The sequence below is a fragment of the Tenacibaculum profundi genome (assembly GCF_052050075.1).
GTDB lineage: Bacteria > Bacteroidota > Bacteroidia > Flavobacteriales > Flavobacteriaceae > Polaribacter.
Genome location: NZ_CP197225.1, coordinates 2616869 through 2637615 on the forward strand (window position 1 = coordinate 2616869; position 20747 = coordinate 2637615).

General features: G+C 30.8%; 15 protein-coding genes. 7 read left to right on the plus strand and 8 right to left on the minus strand.

Annotated features, from left to right (window positions below; translation table 11 throughout):
* Positions 1-14: 14 nt before the first annotated feature.
* Positions 15-1331 carry a M16 family metallopeptidase gene (locus tag ACSIGE_RS10645; RefSeq protein WP_440879852.1) on the minus strand — a complete coding sequence of 439 codons (1317 nt, stop codon included), beginning with the start codon at positions 1329-1331 and terminating at the stop codon, positions 15-17.
* A gap of 209 nt (positions 1332-1540) precedes the next feature.
* Between ACSIGE_RS10645 and rplU the strand changes: the two genes are divergently transcribed.
* The 4 genes from rplU (at position 1541) to ACSIGE_RS10665 (ending at position 5345) form a co-directional block, all read left to right on the plus strand.
* On the plus strand, positions 1541-2026 hold the full coding sequence (gene rplU, locus ACSIGE_RS10650; protein WP_440879853.1) for a 50S ribosomal protein L21: 486 nt from the start codon (positions 1541-1543) through the stop codon (positions 2024-2026).
* Positions 2027-2047: 21 nt separating this feature from the next.
* Entirely contained in the window at positions 2048-2308 is a 261-nt protein-coding gene (gene rpmA, locus ACSIGE_RS10655) for a 50S ribosomal protein L27 (protein ID WP_440879854.1), read from the plus strand.
* 371 nt (positions 2309-2679) lie between these two features.
* Positions 2680-3414 (plus strand): LytR/AlgR family response regulator transcription factor, encoded by a 735-nt coding sequence (locus ACSIGE_RS10660; RefSeq protein ID WP_440879855.1) that lies wholly within the window; start codon positions 2680-2682, stop codon positions 3412-3414.
* 5 nt (positions 3415-3419) lie between these two features.
* Positions 3420-5345, plus strand: a complete 1926-nt coding sequence (locus tag ACSIGE_RS10665; protein WP_440879856.1) for a tetratricopeptide repeat-containing sensor histidine kinase — start codon at positions 3420-3422, stop codon at positions 5343-5345.
* Here the strand turns inward: ACSIGE_RS10665 and dinB are convergent.
* Both dinB and rseP read right to left on the minus strand, forming a co-directional pair.
* Entirely contained in the window at positions 5342-6421 is a 1080-nt protein-coding gene (gene dinB, locus ACSIGE_RS10670; RefSeq protein WP_440879857.1) for a DNA polymerase IV, read from the minus strand. The genes ACSIGE_RS10665 and dinB overlap by 4 nt on opposite strands.
* 84 nt (positions 6422-6505) lie before the next feature.
* A complete protein-coding gene (gene rseP, locus ACSIGE_RS10675; RefSeq protein ID WP_440879858.1) occupies positions 6506-7855 on the minus strand; it encodes an RIP metalloprotease RseP in 1350 nt (449 codons plus the stop codon).
* A 165-nt stretch (positions 7856-8020) separates the two neighbouring features.
* Here rseP and ACSIGE_RS10680 point away from each other — a divergent pair, with 165 nt between their 5' ends.
* Positions 8021-8698, plus strand: coding sequence for an SCO family protein (locus tag ACSIGE_RS10680; RefSeq protein ID WP_440879859.1), 678 nt, complete (start codon positions 8021-8023; stop codon positions 8696-8698).
* 50 nt (positions 8699-8748) lie between these two features.
* Here the strand turns inward: ACSIGE_RS10680 and ACSIGE_RS10685 are convergent, their stop codons facing one another.
* Positions 8749-9090: an SdpI family protein gene (locus ACSIGE_RS10685; protein ID WP_440879860.1), complete on the minus strand. Its 342-nt coding sequence runs from the start codon at positions 9088-9090 to the stop codon at positions 8749-8751.
* A gap of 3 nt (positions 9091-9093) precedes the next feature.
* Positions 9094-10422: a serine hydrolase domain-containing protein gene (locus ACSIGE_RS10690; RefSeq protein ID WP_440879861.1), complete on the minus strand. Its 1329-nt coding sequence runs from the start codon at positions 10420-10422 to the stop codon at positions 9094-9096.
* Between the two features lie 185 nt (positions 10423-10607).
* On the opposite strand from ACSIGE_RS10690, the gene ACSIGE_RS10695 reads away from it, so the two are divergent.
* Positions 10608-11819: an aminotransferase class V-fold PLP-dependent enzyme gene (locus tag ACSIGE_RS10695; protein WP_440879862.1), complete on the plus strand. Its 1212-nt coding sequence runs from the start codon at positions 10608-10610 to the stop codon at positions 11817-11819.
* 124 nt (positions 11820-11943) lie between these two features.
* Here the strand turns inward: ACSIGE_RS10695 and ACSIGE_RS10700 are convergent, their stop codons facing one another.
* Entirely contained in the window at positions 11944-12645 is a 702-nt protein-coding gene (locus ACSIGE_RS10700; protein ID WP_440879863.1) for a Bax inhibitor-1/YccA family protein, read from the minus strand.
* A gap of 111 nt (positions 12646-12756) precedes the next feature.
* On the minus strand, positions 12757-17301 hold the full coding sequence (locus ACSIGE_RS10705) for an endonuclease (protein WP_440879864.1): 4545 nt from the start codon (positions 17299-17301) through the stop codon (positions 12757-12759).
* A gap of 245 nt (positions 17302-17546) precedes the next feature.
* On the opposite strand from ACSIGE_RS10705, the gene ACSIGE_RS10710 reads away from it, so the two are divergent.
* Positions 17547-17960, plus strand: coding sequence for a hypothetical protein (locus tag ACSIGE_RS10710; RefSeq protein WP_440879865.1), 414 nt, complete (start codon positions 17547-17549; stop codon positions 17958-17960).
* A gap of 61 nt (positions 17961-18021) precedes the next feature.
* Here ACSIGE_RS10710 and ACSIGE_RS10715 read toward each other — a convergent pair whose 3' ends face one another.
* Entirely contained in the window at positions 18022-20397 is a 2376-nt protein-coding gene (locus ACSIGE_RS10715; protein WP_440879866.1) for a TonB-dependent receptor, read from the minus strand.
* Between the last annotated feature and the right edge of the window lie 350 nt (positions 20398-20747).

The following is a 20747-nucleotide window of genomic DNA, read 5'->3' on the forward strand; positions in this document are numbered from 1 at the left end:
TCTAGTTACTGGAATTATTTTTTTGACTCTGGCAAATACTCCATTACCAAGCGTTGTTTCTTATTTAAGTACTTTTGAGCTACTGTTTGAATTTCTTTTCTTGTGATGGATCTGTAAATATCGATCTCTGTATTAATAAGGTTAGTGTTGCCATAAAGTACGTTAAATCGAGCTAATGAATTGGCAATGCCCTCGATGTTTGAGTTTGAGTTTACAAAATCATTTTCAAACTTGTTTTGTAACTTTTGAAAGCTTTTTTCAGAAATTAATTCATTTTGAATTTTATCAATTTCTACATCAATTTCTTTTATTAGATCATCAAGTGTATTCGCTCCTAATGGAAGCGCATATAAGATGTAGGTTCCATAATCTTCTTGACTTAAATTAAAAGCACCAGCTTGAAATGCCATTTTTTTCTTGTCAACAAGTTTTTTATATAGTACAGAGCTTTTACCACTGCTTAAATAGGAAGAAATCATATCTAATACACGAGCATCTCTTGTCTTCATTGAGGGAGTTCTGTATGCTGCAACTATAGCGGGTATTTGAATGTTTGGATCATAAGCCTTTGCTTTAAATTCTTTTTCTATAGGGTCTTCCTTAGGAAAATTTCTTATAATATTTTTCCCTTTAGGTATCGGTCCAAAATATGCTTTGATTAATTTTTTAGTTTCTTGAATGTTAATATCTCCAGCTACTACTAGGGTAGCATTGTTTGGAATATAGAATTTTTTATTAAAAGCAAGAAATTCATCTAAAGTTGCTGCATCAAGATGTTTCATTTTCCCAATTGTAGTACCCTTATAAGGATGTTTCTTAAACATATGTTTTTTAACATTTTCAAGAAAGCGAGAATAGGGCTGGTTATCAACTCTTAAACGCTTTTCTTCTTTGACCACTTCATTTTGAGTGTCAACTCCTTCTTGTTTTATAACAGGATGCATTAATCTTTCTGATTCCATCCATAAACCTAATTCTAAATTATTTGATGGAAAAACTTCATAATAGTATGTTCGATCATCTGTTGTATTTGCATTGTTGGTTCCTCCGTTAGAGGATACAATCTTGAACCAATCTCCCTTTTTTATGTTTTTAGTGCCTTCAAATAATAAATGCTCAAAAAAATGAGCCATTCCTGTACGATTAGGTTCTTCATCTTTGGCTCCAACATGATACATTACTGATGTTGTTACGATCGGTGCAGTATTGTCTTGATGAAGAATTACATGCATTCCATTAGTTAAGTCGTACTCTTCAAAATCAACCTTCTGTGCGTTCGATGCAAGAACAAATGCAACAGTGGCAGCAAGAGTGAAAATATTTTTTTTCATCTATTACTTTTAATTTACTTTATTAATTATCAAAAATATGACTCATATTTTGGTTATTAGTTACAAAAAATAACTTTTTTTTATTTTTTTAAAAATGAATTGTTGCTTTTATGACTAGTAGATTGTGAGTTAAAGAAATAACAACTATATTTGCACCCGCAATTCTATTATAGAGTTGCGTGTTAATGTATAAACGCAAAATAAGAAGTATGTACGCAATCGTAGAGATAGCAGGGCAGCAATTTAAAGTAGCAAAAGACCAAAAAGTATACGTTCACCGCTTACAAGAAGCAGAAGGATCAAAAGTAACTTTTGATAAAGTAATGCTTATAGAAGAAAGTGGAAGTATAACAGTTGGCGCCCCAGCTATAGAAGGAGCAGGAGTTACTGCTAAGATTTTAGGTCACTTAAAAGGTGATAAAGTAATTGTTTTCAAAAAGAAGAGAAGAAAAGGTTACAAGAAAAAAAATGGACACAGACAATACTTAACTGAAATTCAGATTGAAGCAATTGCTAGTTCAGGTGTAAAAAAAGCAGTAGCTAAGAAAGAAGCTCCCAAAGCAGAGGAAGTAGTAGACGCTAATGATTTAAGCTCAAAAACTGTCTCTGAATTAAAGGCTTTAGCAAAAGAAAAAGGTATCAGTGGATACACTTCTCTTAAGAAAGCTGAATTAATTGAAGTATTAAGTAAATAATTAACCTTAAAAACTTAAAAGATGGCTCATAAAAAAGGTGTCGGTAGTTCGAAAAACGGTCGTGAATCGGAATCGAAACGTTTAGGTGTAAAAATCTTCGGAGGGCAAGCGGCAATTGCTGGTAATATTATTGTTCGTCAAAGAGGTACTCAACACAATCCAGGAGAAAATGTATACATGGGTAAAGATCATACTTTACATGCAAGAGTTGATGGTGTTGTGAAGTTTCAAAAGAAAAGAGATAATAAATCGTATGTTTCTATAGTTCCTTTTGAGGTATAAACATTGTTTATTAGTATAAAAAAAAACTGTTTCATATAATATATGAAACAGTTTTTTTTATGCTGTAAAAAAATAATAATGCTAGATGTGTAAAAAAAAGAAAGGTATTGTTAAAACAATACCTCTCAATTTAATTATCATTTTTGACTAATCCCCCAATTATCAAAATGATTCCCCTTGTATAATACACTACAAAGATGCGACTAAAAAACAGTTTGGTGAAACGGTTATGTATAGTTAGTTGTTTCAGTTGTATAAATGGAGTGATTAATTTTATATAAGGTCATAAATTAATGTTTTTTGTAGCTAATTATCAAAAAACCATTTTATTTTTAATTTTTATTAAGGTACATTTGGTACAAAAGTAATACATGTTAAAAGCAGTTATTGTTGACGATGAACCTAAAGCTATTCAGGGACTTAAGTGGGAACTTTCTAATTTTAGTAGTGATATTGAGGTGATTAAGACATTTTCAGACGAAAAAAAAGCAATAGATTATATAAATTCGAATAGTTTAGATTGTCTTTTTTTAGATATAGAAATGCCTACAATGGATGGCTTTAAATTATTACAAAAGCTAAAAAAGAGAGATTTTGCAGTTGTCATAACTACAGCATATAACGAGTATGCTATAAAAGCATTAAAAAATCAAGCAATAGATTATTTACTAAAACCGATTGATTCTGATGATTTAGAAGAAACGTTAAATCGAATAAAAACGTATCATTCAAAAACAGACAGTACACAAAAATTTGAAAAAATTCTAACGAGTTTTAACGAACAATTTAATAGAAGAAAAATAACTATTAGTACAGATGGTAAACTAATATTTTTGGATGAATCAGAAATTATTTACGTAGAATCTGATGGAAATTATAGTTCTATATACATGGTACAGAATAAAAAAATTGTAATTACAAAGAAATTGAAGGAAGTAAACCTATTACTTCCAGACGATCAGTTTTTTAGAATACACAATTCTTTCATTATTAATTTAAATAAAATTAAGGAGTTTTTGAAGGCAGATGGTTACGTTGTTTTAGAGGGAGGGCATAAAATCCCTGTTTCAAGACAAAAAAAATCTGATTTTCTCGATAAATTTTAACTTTGATGGATAAAAAAGGGCTAGTTTTTTTCTTCGTAATGTTTTTTTCGGTTATGGCATTTGGGCAGCATAATCTGTCTGAAAATGATGAAATCATTAATGAATATTTTGAAAAGAAATTCCAAACATTTTTTGAGGTGGAGGCTTATTTTGAGCCTTTTAAATTTAGTAATTATGATCGACATAATTTACTAGAGAAAAGCTTTAAGTATGGAAATGAATTTGGGAAAATATATGCATATAATTCGATTGGAAAAGCTCAGAGAAATAAATCTTTATATAGAGAATCAATAGAAAACCATGATAAAGCTTTAAACATTTCTAGGAAAATAAAAGAGATTCCTGCAGAAATAACTACGTTAAATCTTATAGGAGTTGTTTATAGGAGACAGGAGAAAATTAGAAGTGCATTGAATTATCATCAATATGCTCTTGAATTACTTAATAATTATGAAGAAGATACTGAAAATATTATGCGTAATAAAAGTATCTCTCAAAATAGTATAGGTAATATTTATCTAACTTTAAAGCAATACAAGCTTGCTCTTGATAAATTTGAAGAAGCAATTGTTACTCAAAGAAAATTATCTGATAAAAGAGGTTTAGCGATTAATTATCAAAACATGGGGCTTGCTTATCAAAATCTGGGAGATATTAACGCTGCGCTGGAAAACTATAATTTATCTTTAAAGTATAATAAGGAGATTAAATCAGAATTAGGGAAAGCTATATGTCATAATAGTATTAGTAATATTTTGATAATGAGAGGGGAATACCTTAAGGCTTTTGACGTAATTAAAGAAGTAAGGTCCATAGTTGACGGAATGGATAATAGTTATTATTCAGGAATTTTTTATAATACTTATGGGTATTGTCAAGTAAAACTTTTAAGATTAAAAGAAGCTGAAAAAAGTATTAAAAAAGCTCTTCAAGTAGGAATTAAGTATGGTTTACCTAAAATTTTTAATAAATCATACGAGTACCTTTCAGAAATATATTTGTTACAAGAAAATTATAAAAAAGCTTATATGTTCTATAAAAAATCAATTGAGGGAGAACGTAAAACTTTTAATGATAGAAATGTACTTTATGTAAATAATTTAATTAATAAATATGACAATGAAGTTAAGAATAATAAGATAAAAGGATTAGCAAAGGAAAATGAGATAACAAAGCTTAAATTAACTCGTAATAGAAACGTATTAGTTATAGCTCTAGTTTCGATAGCCTTGTTTGGTGTTTTACTTTATGCAATATACGGACAGAGGCTTCTGAATGATGAAAAGAAAATTCTTATGCTTAAACAAGAAGCACTCCAAAGTCAAATGAATCCTCATTTTGTTTTTAATGCATTAAATTCAATAAAACTTTATATTATAAAAAACGAACAAAAGAATGCAGTATTCTATTTAAATAAGTTTTCAAAGTTAATAAGGAGTATTTTAGAGTCCTCAAAAACGAAAGAGGTTAGTTTAAGTGAAGAGTTGAAAACGATGAAATTATATATGAGTATTGAAAACATGAGATTTTCAAACGAAATAAATTACATCGAAAAAGTTGATGAGGCTATAAATCTTGATAAAGTAAAAATTCCACCACTAATACTCCAACCATTTTTAGAGAACGCTATTTGGCATGGATTATCTTCAAAGAGAGGCGATAAAAAAGTTTCTTTGAAAGTAACTAAATGTTCTGATGATTACTTTCAAATCGAGATCGAAGATAATGGTGTTGGTAGGTATCAGGCTTTTAAAATAAAAACAAATAAATCATTAAAGAGAAAATCAATAGGGATAGAATTAACAAAACAAAGGCTGAGAAATTTTTCCGATAGTTTTCAGAACAATTATACTTTGGAATACAGTGATTTAATAAAGAAAAATGGGGATCCAAAGGGAACAAGAGTTACTTTAAAAATTCCTTTAAGTTAAAAATCGAAAGAAAGTTGAATAGATATTGGATGTTTGTTATTATCCAAGTTACTAATTGAAATGCCAAGTAATCTAACGGATTCTCTTAAATTTTCTTGAAAAAGAAGTTCTTTTACTGAGGGAAAGAAATCCTTTTTTTTTGATATAAAATTTAAAATTGTTTTGCTTCGAGTTTGTTGAGTAAAATCGCTGTATCTTATTTTTAAGGTAATGGTTTTTCCTTTCGTTTTTGAGTTAATCATTCTTTTTTCTAGTTCATCTGCAATACTTTCTAGACGTTCCAGCATATATATTTCAGAAGAAATATTATCTATGAATGTGCGTTCTGCTGCAATTGATTTGCGAGTTCTATCGGGTTTCACTTCGTTTTTTTGAATACCTCGAACGATATGGTAGTAATGATTTCCTGATTTTCCAAACAATTTAGTTAGCTCTTCAAGAGATTTTTTCTTTAAATCAGCACCGTCAAAGATGCCAAGATTATGCATTTTGGCTGCTGTAACTTTACCGATGCCATAAAATTTATTAATTGGGAGTTCTTCTAGAAAATTAATAACTTCATCAGGATTTATAGTCTTTTGTCCATCAGGTTTATTAAAATCGGAGGCCACTTTGGCTAAGAATTTGTTAATAGAGATACCTGCGGATGCTTTCAGTTGAAGTTTTTCCCAAATTTTCTTACGTATTTCCTGAGCAATTAAACTTGCAGAGGGATTTCCTTTTTTATTTTCTGTAACATCTAGATAGGCTTCGTCTAGCGATAAAGGTTCCACTAGATCGGTATATTCATGAAAAATGGTTCTAATTTTAGAAGAGATTTCCTTATATCGAGCAAAACGAGGTTTCACAAAAACCAAATGAGGACATTTTTTTCGAGCCAAAATACCACTCATCGCTGATCGAATTCCATATTTTCTAGCTTCATAACTAGCTGCCGAAACCACACCTCTAACTTCACTTCCTCCGACAGCCACAGGTTTTCCAATTAATTCAGGATTATCTAGTTGTTCAACGGAAGCGTAAAAAGCATCCATGTCAACATGAATTATTTTTTTAAAAGGTGGTTGGAGTTTCATTTAGTAAAAATAAAAAACTCTCGAGATAATATCTCGAGAGTTTCTAGCTGTTTTTTATCAAGTACTTTTTATTGATGAGTTCTTTTAGAATAATTTTCTGGCAATATCATTACCATTTGCGAAAATTAGTAATGCAAGTAAAATAATGAAGCCTATTATCTGTGCATATTCTAAAAATTTATCGCTGGGCTTTTTACCAGTAATCATTTCCCAAAGCGTAAACACTACATGGCCTCCATCTAAAGCAGGAATTGGTAAAAGATTCATGAAACCTAACATTATAGATAAAAAGGCAGTAATACTCCAGAAAGCATACCAACTCCATGCTGAAGGAAATACATCTGCGATAGATAAGAAACCACCTAAACCTTTGTAAGCTCCAGTACTAGGATTAAAGATTTTTTTCAATTGCTTGACATAGTCTGTTAAAGTTGTCCAAGTTTTTTGAAAACCTTTAGGAATCGCCTCAGTAAAAGAGTAATTAAAGTTAGCTAGTTTATAATATCCTAACCTCTCAAGTTGTTCTTGAGATAAGTTAACTGGATAGGCACCTATTTTTCCTTCCTGAGAAATTTTTACATTTACTGTTTTTAGTTCTTCGCCTCTTTTTACATTTAATGAAATAGTTTGATTCTTATAAGTTTGAAAACTACTAACAATTTCATCGTAGTATTTGAGTTTTGTTCCATTGACACCAACGATTAAATCTTTTTTTTCTAGCCCAGAATTTATATTCAATGAACTGTCACTCAATTTTGCAATCATGAATGGAACTCTTAATGAAATTAGAGGACGTTCTAATTTTTCCTTTTTGTCGATTAGTTGAGCAATAAAGTTTTCAGGAATTTGTTTTGTTATAGTTTTTCCATTCCTTTCAATAGAAAATACTTCCCCATTAATAAATTTGGCTGTAAGTTCCCGAAACATTCTTGGCTTTTCACCATCGATATTTATAATTTTGTCTCCAGTTTTTAAGCCTAAATTCATAGCTAATGAGTCTTGTACCCAAACACCATCTTTAACATTTTCATTAGGTATAAACTTTTCTCCATATCCCCATAATAAACAGATGTAGATTAAAATACCTAGAATAAAATTTACGGTGACACCTCCTAGCATTATGATTAGTCGTTGCCAAGCTGGCTTCGATCTAAATTCCCATGGTTTCGGTTCTTGCTTCATTTGCTCCTTATCCATGCTTTCATCAATCATACCAGCAATTTTAACATACCCACCCAGAGGAATCCAACCGATTCCATAGACAGTTTCTCCAATTTTCTTTTTAAATAGTGAAAATTTATAATCGAAAAATAAATAGAACTTTTCAACTTTTGTCTTAAATAATTTGGCAGGAATGAAGTGTCCCAATTCATGAAGAACTATAAGTAGTGATAAACTTAAAATAAATTGAGATGCCTTTATTAAAATTTCCATAAAACGTATCGTTTCTATATTTTTAAAATCTGACAAATGTACGTTTTTAAAAAGAGTTCTAAAAGTTTGAAGCCTAATCTATTTTTTCTTTTAACAAACTTTTCGTTTCAATGGAATAAAAACGATTTTTAAAGCTGTATTTTTGTGATACACAATTTATTCAAAATGGATCTACTGTTCTTTAAAAAGTCAAAGAATACGTTTATATTTTTTATAGTTTTTATGGCTGTTGGGTTACCGTTTTACTATCATCTAGTAAAGGTGGAAAACAGATTACCTATACTTAATCCCAAAGATATTAATCCAAAACTTGTTGATGTATCCTTAAGGGGAAAATCAAAAAATCATACGGTAGCAAACTTTAAACTGATTAATCAAAATGGAGATACTATCACTGAAAATAATTATAAAGATAAAATCTATGTAGCAGATTTCTTTTTTACGAGGTGTAAGAATATTTGTATTGTCATGGCTAGTAATATGACAGACCTACAAAATTACTATATAAATGATGATGATATAGCGTTTCTGTCACATTCAGTTACTCCAACCATTGATAGTGTTTCTGTACTTCGCAATTATGCTGATATGAAGGGTGTTATTGATAGTAAGTGGAATGTAACTACAGGTGACAAGAAGCACATATATGATTTAGCTCGTAAGAGTTATTTCGCAGTTCTAGATGAAGGAAACGGAGATGAGAATGATTTTATACATACAGAAAATTTCGTGCTCATCGATAAAGAACGAAGAATAAGAGGTATTTATGATGGGACTAAGAAGGAAGAAATACAGAAAATTATTAAAGATATTTCAATCCTAAAGGAGGAGTATAAAAAATAGTTTATTACAAAAGGGACTTTAAGCCTAGTTCTTCTTAGAATTGTTGAAGTTTATTTTTGGTTACCGTTATCGTCAAAATTTTTACCGATCTCTATTTCCGTTTTTACTACTGAAACAGCCAAAGATATAAGCATAATAGCCATTGGTTGCCAGCTTACGTGCTTAAATAGATAAACAAATAAAAGAGCCATTATAAAGGAAATTGCCGAATATTTAAAAAATTGTTGCACAAAAAAAGCATTAGCAAATTTCCATACTGTTTCGTTTTTCATTGTTTTTGGTGTTCTATATCCATAAATTGAGCTAATTTTTTTAGGAGGAAATAGATAAAATATAATACTAAAAAAAAATAGTAGACCGTTAATGGAAATTACATAGTAATAAGGATTCATATTTTAGTTTTTTATTACTGAAATTATAGATTTTAAAAATAAATTAATGTCTGCATTTTTTGTCAGCCCCATACGAACAATTACCATTTCTTGTTCTGGTAATATAAAAACATTTTGTCCTTGATAGCCATTAAAAGAATACATGTCCTTGGGTACGTCAGGATATCTATTTCCTGCATTTAGCCATATCTGAGCTCCATACCCCCCATTCGAAGTTGGCGTTGGCGTTGTTGCATAATCGACCCAATCTTTATCAAATAATTGTTCACCGTTCCAATTACCATTGTTTAAATATAAAAGTCCTAACTTAGCCCAATCTCTTGGGGTTGCCCAAGCATAAGATGATCCTACGTAATTTCCATTCATATCGGTTTCTACTAACATTGAGTTCATGCCTATTTTATCAATTAATGCTTGGTACCAGAAATCTAAATATTCTTGATGAGAGTCAAATTGTTGTCTAAGAATGCCTGATAGTAAGTTTGTAGTTCCAGAAGAATAATTCCATGTCTCATTTGGTTTTCCAACAAAAGGTTTGTCAATTTGTACTTTTGTCATATCTTTTTCTAAAAATAGCATTTTAGTCACATCAGAAATGGTATTATAATCTTCTTCCCATTCAAGTCCTGAGTTCATTTGAAGTAAATTATGAATGGAGATATTTTTTCGATCATCATTTTGCCATTCCGAAATCGGCGCTTTGTCGAAAACATTTAAGTGTCCTTGACATTGTAAAATTCCGAATAATGTACCCGTAATACTTTTTGTCATTGACCAACCTAAAATTTTAGAGTTCTTGGTGAATTCAGGTCCATATTTTTCTGCTATAATTTGATTTTTATAAACAACAACAACAGCTCTTGTTTTATTAATTGGGTTAAACATTGATTCTATGGCTGAATTCAATTTTTGATAATTAATATTTTTGAATATTGTATCTTCCTGTGGTTTATTTCCAAAAGGAAATGAAGATTTTATGTTAGGTCTTGTTCTTTTGGGAACTAAAAAAGTTTTTTGGGTATTAAAGTCATTACCAATTAAAACACATCCTTGCCCTTTTCTGTAAATAGCTTTCCTGGTTAATAAACCAAAAACTGACCCTGAAGCTGATTTTTCTTTGCTATTGATCTTATCAGACGTTAGATTGATTGGGGAGAAATTATTGTCTGTGCTATCAGTAAACGCAAGTGTTCTACCAGCAACAAATACAGACGAGGCAGTGTTTTTTGCAGAATAGCCAGCAAGGATATTTAAACGCGGATAGTTTAAATACAGAAGAATAAAAATTATAAAAAGAATTACAAGAAGAAGGGGGAATTTAAATGATTTCATTCTAAATATTTTAAGCAAAAATAACTAATTTCAGTAAAAAAATGTATACCGATGTCTTTTGTTATATCTTGTTATCTACTAGTTTGATTTTAAAAATTTAGAACTATTATAATATACGAATAATTTATTTGATTCTTGTTTTTTTTGAAAATCAAGCCGTACCTTTGTGTTAAATAGAATAGCAAATGCCCACTATAGAGAAAATTAGAGAAGATTTCCCAATTTTAAAAAGAAAAGTTAATGGGAAACAATTGGTTTATTTTGATAATGGAGCTACTTCTCAGACTCCTCAAATCGTTATTGATGCAATAATTGATTACTATTCTAATTACAATGCAAATATTCACAGAGGCGTACATGCTCTAAGCCAAGAGGCAACAGATAAATATGAGGCGTCAAGAATAAAGATTCAAAAGCATTTTAATGCAAAAAACTCATATGAGATAATTTTGACTTCTGGTACTACGCATAGTATAAATATAGTAGCATCTGGTTATTCCTCTATTTTAAGTTTTGGAGATGAGATATTGGTATCTGCTTTAGAGCATCATTCTAATATTGTACCATGGCAAATGGTATGCGAAAAAGTAGGAGCAGTTTTAAAAGTAATTCCAATGAAAGATGATGGAGCTTTGGATATGATAGCTTATCATAAACTTTTAAATTCGAAAACGAAGCTTGTTTTTTGTAACCATGTATCAAATGCTCTAGGAACTATTAATCCTGTTAAAGAAATAATAGATTCCGCTCATGAAGTAGGAGCTAAAGTACTTATAGATGGAGCACAAGCTTGCCCTCATATTAAACCAGATTTTCAAAAATTAGATGTTGATTATTACGTAGTTTCTGCTCATAAAATGTGTGGTCCTACAGGAGTTGGTGTTCTATATGGTAAAGAAGAGTTATTGAATTTATTACCACCTTATCAAGGAGGAGGTGAAATGATTGAAACAGTGACTTTTGAAAAAACTACTTATGCTGGTTTGCCACATAAGTTTGAGGCAGGAACACCAAATATATGCGGAGGTATTGCTTTTGGTGTCGCTTTAGATTATATGAACTCAATTGGGTTTGAATTTATTATGAAACAGGAAAATGACTTGTTGAAATATGCAACCAAACAACTTGAGGAGATTGATGGATTAAAAATTTATGGTACAACTAACAAAACAGCTGTTATTTCCTTTAATATAGAAGGGATTCATCCTTATGATATCGGAACAATCCTCGATAAATTAGGAATAGCTGTTAGGACAGGCCATCACTGTGCGCAACCTATTATGGACTTCTTTTGTATACCAGGTACTGTAAGGGCTTCTTTTGCTTTTTATAATACGAAAGAGGAGATAGACATATTGTTGGGAGCTATAAAAAAGGCACAAATGATGTTGGTTTAAAAAGTATAAGAAGAAAATTTTCTAATTCTTCTAAGTGAAAGTATTAAAAAATGAATTTTTTCATAAAAAAAGCATCTTGAATGATTTCGAGATGCCTTTTTATTTTTTACAAGTTTTATTCTTCTTAGTCTCGAGACAAGAAAAGCTGTATTATATACCAGAATAATAACATTAAAGATGCAAATAAACCTAAAGCTGCAGGAATATAATCTTCGGTCGAATATTTGTGAACCATATTAGAAGTTTGATATAAAATAGAACCTCCAGCTAAAACACACATTCCTACAGAAAACCACAGACCTAAGTTGAAACCAAAAATTGCTCCAGCAATAACTAAGGCTATAGCTATGAAAAACCCTAAAGCTAAACCAGCTCTAATAAAAGAAAAATCTTTTTTAGTGATAAATACAATTGAAGATATTCCTGTAAATAAACCGAGGGTTACAATAGCTGCCTGATTTAAAATTTCGAAACTATTAGTAGCATTAATAGCCATATAAATAAGGGGGACAAAGATAAATGCTTCAGCAAAAATATAAATGGAATATGCTAAATACTGAACATTTTTATCCGAAGTTTTCATCGCAGTACTTTCAGCATAGTTTGTAACGAGCATAAAACCGCCTAATAAGATTAACCATTTATATCCATCCAACATAGATAGTGCAAAGTTTACAAGACTGGCACTTTGTAGGAATAAAAACTCAAAAACTAAAAAAAGAAAAACTCCTCCTGCTACATGAGAATATGTTTTTTTATAAAAAGCTATTCTTTCTTCTTGAGATACTTGTGCTGCTAAAACTTTAGTGTTGTGTATATTTTTCATAATAAATATATTTTTTGGCAAATATATTCATAATAGTGATAAGGATACTAATTACTTTCAAATGAAAAACGGCATCTAATTTTAGATGCCGAAATAAAAAGTTTTTAGTTACTATCTATATTTGTAAAGAGTTCTCCTCTTTTTTACTTTACCATCTACAATTGCTTGTAAGTAATAAAGTCCTCTTTTCAAATGAGATAATTTTAACGTTGCATTGGCTTTATTATTAATAAGGTTAACTTTTTCTTTGAAGACCTGTTTTCCAATACAGTTATAAACGATCAGTTCTATTGTTTTATTTGTTGACCCTTTTATTTTGACATAGCTGTTTCTTGCAAAAGGGTTTGGGAAAACTCTAAATTGTGTGAAATAAAAATCATTAGTATTACAACTACCTAAAGTTGCTCCATAGTGTAAGTAAAAATTAACAAAGTATTTTGGAACACAAATTGACTTTCCCCTAAAGCACATTTCAACACGATTGAGCTTCTTTCCACACCTAATATCTATTACCTTTACGGTTGTACTGATATTTATAGAGCATCCCTTAGCATCTGTAATTTCAACAGAATATGTTGTGGTTTTTGAAGGCTGAATAATATTACTAGTTGTTATAGCCCCATTATTCCATCGATATGTATATGGAGGATGACCACCTTTAACTTCTGAAACATTAATAGTTGTATAACTAGTTTCATATCCGTAGTAAATTGTTTTCTCATCAGAGATAACCGCTGATAGAGGTTCATTTTCTGAAATTTTAAATGAGGTTGTTACTGTGTTACCCAAAGCATCTTTAACTTCAACAGAATAATTTCCGGCAATAAGTTCCGAAATAGTATTTTCTTCAGTTAGTGCGCCATTACTCCATTTGTATGTATAAGGAGAGCATCCTCCCGAAATAGATACTGTTGCTTTTCCATCCTGATTTCCATTACATGAAACACCTGAAGTTATTACCCTATCTATCATGAGAGATTTTATTAACAACTGTGTAGATACAGGGAAATGATCAGATACAGTGTTAGTATAGTTAGCGTTGTAGAATTCGTAATGAACACGTTCGGAAGTTGTGATATATTCTTCATTTAATTCATTAGAAAGCATGATATGATCTATCATATTGTCTCTTGAAACATATGATCTGAATCCAAGATCACTTAAAGATGAAGATACAATGTTATAGTTTTCAGAATCCTCTATAAATGAATTATAAGTAGATATAGTGGTTGTGACATCTGCGACAGTTTCATCTACGTCGTCATTATAGTCCCCTAAGAGAACAATATTTTTATCAGCATAAGATGTATCTAGAGAATCCTTTAAAATTTGAATATCATATCTTCTCATATCGTAACGATTCTGAGCGTCTTTACGACTATTCGCTCTGGCATGAATATTTACAAGATTGAATTCCTTTGTATTTCCGTCTATAGTAATATTAGCTGTAATCATAAATGGCAACCTTCCACTGGCGTAAAATCTCGTCTTATCATTTGAAGGGTAATTTACAAGTGCCGATTCGTCTCCACCATTATAATATGGATGAATTGACTCTAATAATACTTTTGAATCTGTAACCGATACTGTGTTCTTATTATAAATAAAGCCGATATGTTGTTTCGGTTCTTTGCTATCGTTAGGGTAAGAAGTAGCACTTGAAAGAATAAATTTATAATTAGGTAGCTCATTAATCATTTCTGTGAAAAGAGGAATATCAACAATTTCTTGCACAGCAATAATATCGGCATTAAGAGCTTGAATTACCTTTTTTACGCTGTCTTTCTGTATAGCGTCTGAATTCGGACTTCCAGCTGAAGGTGAATTTGACTCATCACCAAACCATTCAATATTCCATGTTGCTATGTCTAACGCTTTTGATTTGTCTACTTCGATAAAAATATCTGGTACTTCGTAATTATTAGCACATGCAATATCTTTACGATTTCTTGGTAAAATTTGATAAGTATTTCTAAATCTACTTATTACACCTACTATTTCATTGCAAGATTGTGGTTGTCCTAGTCCCACAATACTCTTAACATCCATATCTATTCTTATATCTGCTTTACCGCTTTTATCCGTAAGCGTATAATTTGAATTTCCAAAAAAGATATTTCCTGGATCAGGGAATTTTGGATTTTTAATGCGAACTAGCTCTCCAGGATGTGCTGACAATTGGCTTAACGTTATTGTTTTAGGTTTGATTGAGATCGAAGATTTTCCGTTTTTTATAACTTCTGCAACTGAACTAATCTGAATTTGATTATTAAAGCTACTTCTTATTCCAGTCACTGTTATAGAATCACCAATCATAAAAACACCATCACCATATATTTGCTTATCAAAAATAGCAATTCCTCCTGTATTATCTTGTAAATAAGCAGATCCAGAAAATTGATCTGATACGGTTAAGGTTCCTGTAATAGTAACAGTTTCACCTTCTGATTTGGTTCTTGCTTCTACAATAGGTATAGCTTTGGTTGCCTGAGGCTCTAACTCATTTTTCTTACCAGGTGTTGGTATTGCTTGTACGTAAGATTCTGTATTTCTCGCTCCACCACTACCATTTTCGAAGCGTTGAGATGAATGGATATTTTTATTACCAGCACCATTTTCATTGACTTGAGGTTGGTCTTTATTTAAAAGTTTTTTTAGCTCAACATCATCAGCATCATTGGTGTCGTACACAAAGGCATCAATAAGGTTTTCGGTACTGATTTTTGAATTATTAGGATAATCAATTGCATTTCCCAAGTATAGCGCTACTGCGTCAGCTCCATTTTGAAGCCCATTACTATTAAAAGTAAGGGAAGAAACATTAGGTACACCAGCGTTTCCAATAACAAAATAACCTTCATTATTGGTTTTTTGCCCATCTAAATCATAAGTAGCATAACTTTGATTATTTGAACCGTTATAAAAAACTAGAACGAATCCATTAAGGCTTGTGTTTCCTGTTCCTCCATCATATAATTCTACGAATTCTTGAGTGTCAGTACCAGGTGTGTCCGCATCTACTTCATTGATTATAATATTTGAAGTTGATTTTATTTCGTTTCCTTGCAATTGAATATCATCAAAACCAGCATAATCACTTCCTCCGTTTTGCTTTACACTTATGGCAAAGCTAACTGATTTTACTGAATTAGGAATGGTTTCCTCAATAGTAATCCATCCCTTAGTGTTGTATGTATTTCCCAATGTTACAGGTATTGTTCCTTGAGATTTGTTATCATGAAAAAGCTCATAGTTAATACTATCACCATTTGACACATCATAGTCAACAACATTAATAGCAAATGATAACGATACATCGGTATAATTCGAAATATCTACATTTTCAAAAATAATAGTACCTCCATCAGCAGAACCACAGTTACCATCTAGGTCTCTTACACCGAAAAAATGATTATCACTATTAACTGAATTTATAGAGCCAACATTTTTTACAATATCCCATATGTCTGATCCGTCTGTACATTTCACAGGCGAATTAACGTATTTCCAGGTATCATTTAAGGTCTTTTCAAATCCTTGAAAAACAATTGCAGATCCTACAGGAGGATTTACTTCTTCAAGGGTGGTTAAATTTACTTCAATACTATTTGATGAAGCATTTCCAAAAGCGTCAATTGCTCTTATAAAAAATGTATACGTTGTGTTTGGTGTTAAGTTAGTAACTGTAAAATTTGTTTTAGAGGTGGCAGAAATTTGTTTACTATTGTTAAATATTTGATAAGCGATTACACCAGTGTTGTCAGATGAAGCAGTCCAAGACAAGTCAGCAGTTGTTTGTGTTATGTTCTGAACACTTAAACTAGTTGGAGTTGATGGAGCTTCATTATCTCCATTATTAGAGTTGAAACGATTTTCAGCCTGTGGCCCACCCCAAATTGATGTAGCAAAGGCAGGATTATCAATAAAAGGGTTTCTATTTCCTTGAATATTTGATATGATAATATTTCTGTTAATCTCATGCATTGAAACCGGATCCTCTGCATTCCATTCTAAGAAAATATCCATCATTTCATTATGGTACGTTTTTTTTCCAGTTCCGACATCTTCAGGAGAACATTGATTTCCATATCGTAAATACATATACATCATCATTCGAGCAATATCTCCTTTCCATTCGTCACCAGGGTACCAACCATTAGAAACATTTCCTGCGTTTCCAGCTCCGTCAGCAAAAGGCGTACTTTGCCTGTTACTGTTCATTTTAACATCACTTGCTCTTAAATGATGGGCATCAGCCCCTGCTCCTTTGGTTCCCAGATTGGGTTTTCCTAAAGATTTAGGAAAAGTGTGTTCTCTATTCCAATCACCGGTATTTCCACCATTATCTTCTTTTGAGCGTGAACGATCATTAATGGAGGTATTGTCGTTATCATTATATCCATAAATAAGAAGTACTTTGTTTTTGTCAATAGGGTCTAAATCAGCTTGCTTAAGTGCATTCCAAACACCTGGTGTGTAGCTTAAAAATGTGGTATGGGTACTTGAAATAAGTACAGAAAGATCATTTTTAAGCTCTTTTCCTTTTTGGTTAACATTTATGGAATTGTAATAATCTGGGATTTGAGCAAAAACATTGTTTTCCTGTAAAATAACAAATATCAATGCTATTTTAAATAGAAGGGCCGTGTTTTTCATTGTTGGGTTTTTGTAATTTAAATATAATTTATGGGGTGGAGGATATTCGACAAAATTATAAGTTGTTAATGTTAAGAGTGTTAATGAATAGTTAACTTTATTTTTTTTGAAACTCAATATTTAACGACAAAATAATTTTATAATCCTTAAAAAGTCAACTATTTTTCTTACTATTGTTTTTTTGATACTTATTTAACAAATAGTATTGTGTAAAGCAGTCCTTTTTAATAAAAAAGAGTTACTACATGAAACAATTAAACTTTCTAATTTTATTTTTTATTGTAATTTATTCTTCTTTTTCTCAAGAGTCAGAAAATAGCTTTGATTCCTTAATTTATAAGGCTTCAACAAGGGGTAGTTTTTTATTTTTAAAAGTTACCACAGAAACTGCATTATATAAAACAAATGAAAAAGAAAAAAGCTTTAAAGTTTCCACTAAAGATCAAAAAAGACTACTTGATTTATTAAATGAAATAGAATTTGCTGAAATACAAAAATATAAAGCTCCAACAGATAATCATTCTACGGACAGAGCGAAACAAGCTGAGTTTTTATTAATTAAAGGGGGAAATAAATACAAATCATCTATATTCGATGATGGAAATCCTCCTCATGAGCTTAAAAAGATAATTAATGCAATGATGAGTTGTGTAAAATAAAAAGATTGAGAAGATTCTCAATCTTTTTATTTTGATAAAATGTTCAAATATTTTTTTTATTTTAAAATTTTAAAATAGCACCCAATAAAAAGTTTCGTGTAGCTTGAGGATAATAACCTTGTACTTCAAATGAAGTAGGCCCTGTCCAGTAGTCTAAATAGGTATATCCCCTATCAACATATTCTTTGTTTAAGATGTTGTTAATGAGTCCGGTAAAGGTTATTGTTTTGATTACTTTCTCTAGAGATAGCTCATAACTAATATTAAGATCAGATACATAATAGCTTTTTAATTTCGAAGCCTTTGTATCTGTATTACTTAAATATTGTTCACCAACAAATTTAGATAATAATGCTACTTGTATATTCTTTTCGGGAAAATAAGTAAATATATTTCCAGCAATAATACTTGGTGAAAAAGCAATATTAGTATTTCCTATATTACGTTTAGTACCATCACGGTCTAGTTTGAAGTTTTTTATTTTATTACGACTTATAGTAAGGTTTTGTTGAATATTGAATTTCTTATTAACTTTAATATTAGCATCAATTTCTAGTCCCAAACGGTAACTATCGTCTACATTTTTGCGTAAGTACTCTCCAACATCATTCAAGCCACCAGTCTGAATTAATTGATTTTTGTATTTCATGTAGTAAATATTAGAGCTTAGTTGAATTTTTGTGTTTTTTAGTCTCCATCCCAATTCAAAGTCATGTAGGGTTTCGTGCTTTACATTTTTGCCATTCTGAAAATCATCACGATTTGGCTCTCTATTAGCATTAGCATAGGAAGCATATATGCTGTTTTCATCATTTATTGTATAGGTAACTCCAGCTTTAGGATTAAAGAAACTAAAAGAGGTGTTGATTTCAAGTGGGTTTCTATCAGCAGTTAACCCTTTAGTTTTGTAATCAATAAATCTACCTTGTAGGTCTACAAAAGTTTTTATGTTATCAGAAACATTAAAAGTAAACTTTGAAAAAATACTGAAATCACTTTTTTTAGCATCACTTGTGTAGTATCGATCTCTAATCGAAGTGCCCTCTGTAATCTTTTTTGCCCAAATAACTTCTCCAAAATGAGCTCCGGAGTAGTAACTGTATGACGCACCTGATGTTATCTCGAAATTATTTTTCTGATAGGTTATATTTGCATTGGCTACATAAAAATCATTATTTAACCAACGACGAACTATTAAGTCTGTTGCAGGTGTTCCATCCCAGCTTGTACCAGTTGCATCAACAAGACCGTTATATTTCGTTACAGGACTATTTTCTTTAAATTGTTCAAAGTATCCTTTCCCCTTAGTATAATTAAATCCAACGTTGGTAGTTAATCTATTTGATATTTTTTCATTCCAATGTAATTGATAATGATCTTGCCAGTAATTATCTGTTTCATTGTCGTAGGTATATGGATTTTGGCGACGATCTTCGTTCAGTTGTTCTTTTGTTAAACCAAACCAGGCTTGATATGTTTTTTCCTGACCGCCAAAAGTAAGCGCTTTTATCAAAGTGTTTTTATCTTTATAACTTCCCTGAAGAAAATATGATTTTAAATCTGTAAAAGCACGATCTATGTATCCATCTGAATAAATATTGGAAAGCCGTCCTGCCAATTCAAAGTTTTCATTAATTTTTCCAGTAGTGAATTTTATAGTGTGTTTTCTGGTTCCATACGAACCAAAGGAGTTTGAAATTTCACCACCAGCTTCATTAGAAATGGCATCGGTTAATATATTCAAACTTGCTCCAAAAGCTCCAGATCCATTGGTAGAAGTTCCAACGCCACGTTGGAGTTGTAAGTTTTCAGTTGACGAAGCAAAGTCTCCCATGTTAACCCAAAAAGTACCTTGGCTTTCTGCATCATTATAAGGAATACCATTTATAGTAACATTTACGCGTGAAGCATCTGAACCTCGTACACGAATATAAGTATACCCTATTCCTGAACCAGCGTCTGAAGATGATGTAACAGAAGGTAAATAATTTAAAAGTACAGGAATATCTTGACCTAGATTACGTTTTGCAATTTCTTTTTTTGATAAGTTTGAGTGTGTAACAGGGGCGTCTGCTTTTACTCGAACAGCTGATACTAAAACTTCTTCTAACACATTATCTGTAGTGATAAGTTTAAATACTAATTTTTTGAAGTTATTAGTGTTGATTTGTTGTTTAATCGTTTTGTATCCAACGAATGACACCTCAAATAAAAAATTACCTTTGGGCATGTTTAACTTAAAATTCCCTTCAGCATTAGAAATAGTTCCTTTTTTTTGAGATGAAACAATAATTGTAGCTCCTTCCAGTGGTTTATTTTCTTGATTAATTACTTTACCAGTTACAAAAGTATTTTGTGCATTCGTTCCCAGAGAAATAAGCAAAAGTGTTAAAAAAGTTATAGTTTTTACTTTTTTAAGCAATATGTAAAGTGCCATTATATATATTTAAAGAGAATAAAAAGAGATTATTATTCTAAAGTTAATTTTGTTCAAAGCCAAAAGCTTTTCTATTTTCCCTAAACAGCATTACCTGTTCTAGGTTCCATGGGTATGATCTCAGCTTTTTTTTCCTAGGTTTTACTTTTTACTTAAAGTATGTTTTTAGAACAATTTTTAAATAATAAATAAAAATATAGATTTAACTCTAGATTAAAAAGGCACCCCTTTTGAGAACGATGCAAAATTAAAACAGAAAATTAAAATAGCAATGTTTTAATAAGGAATAGTTTAAAAAAACATCTAAAAATAACAGAAAAGTATGCCATGTTTTAAATGCATATTTATAA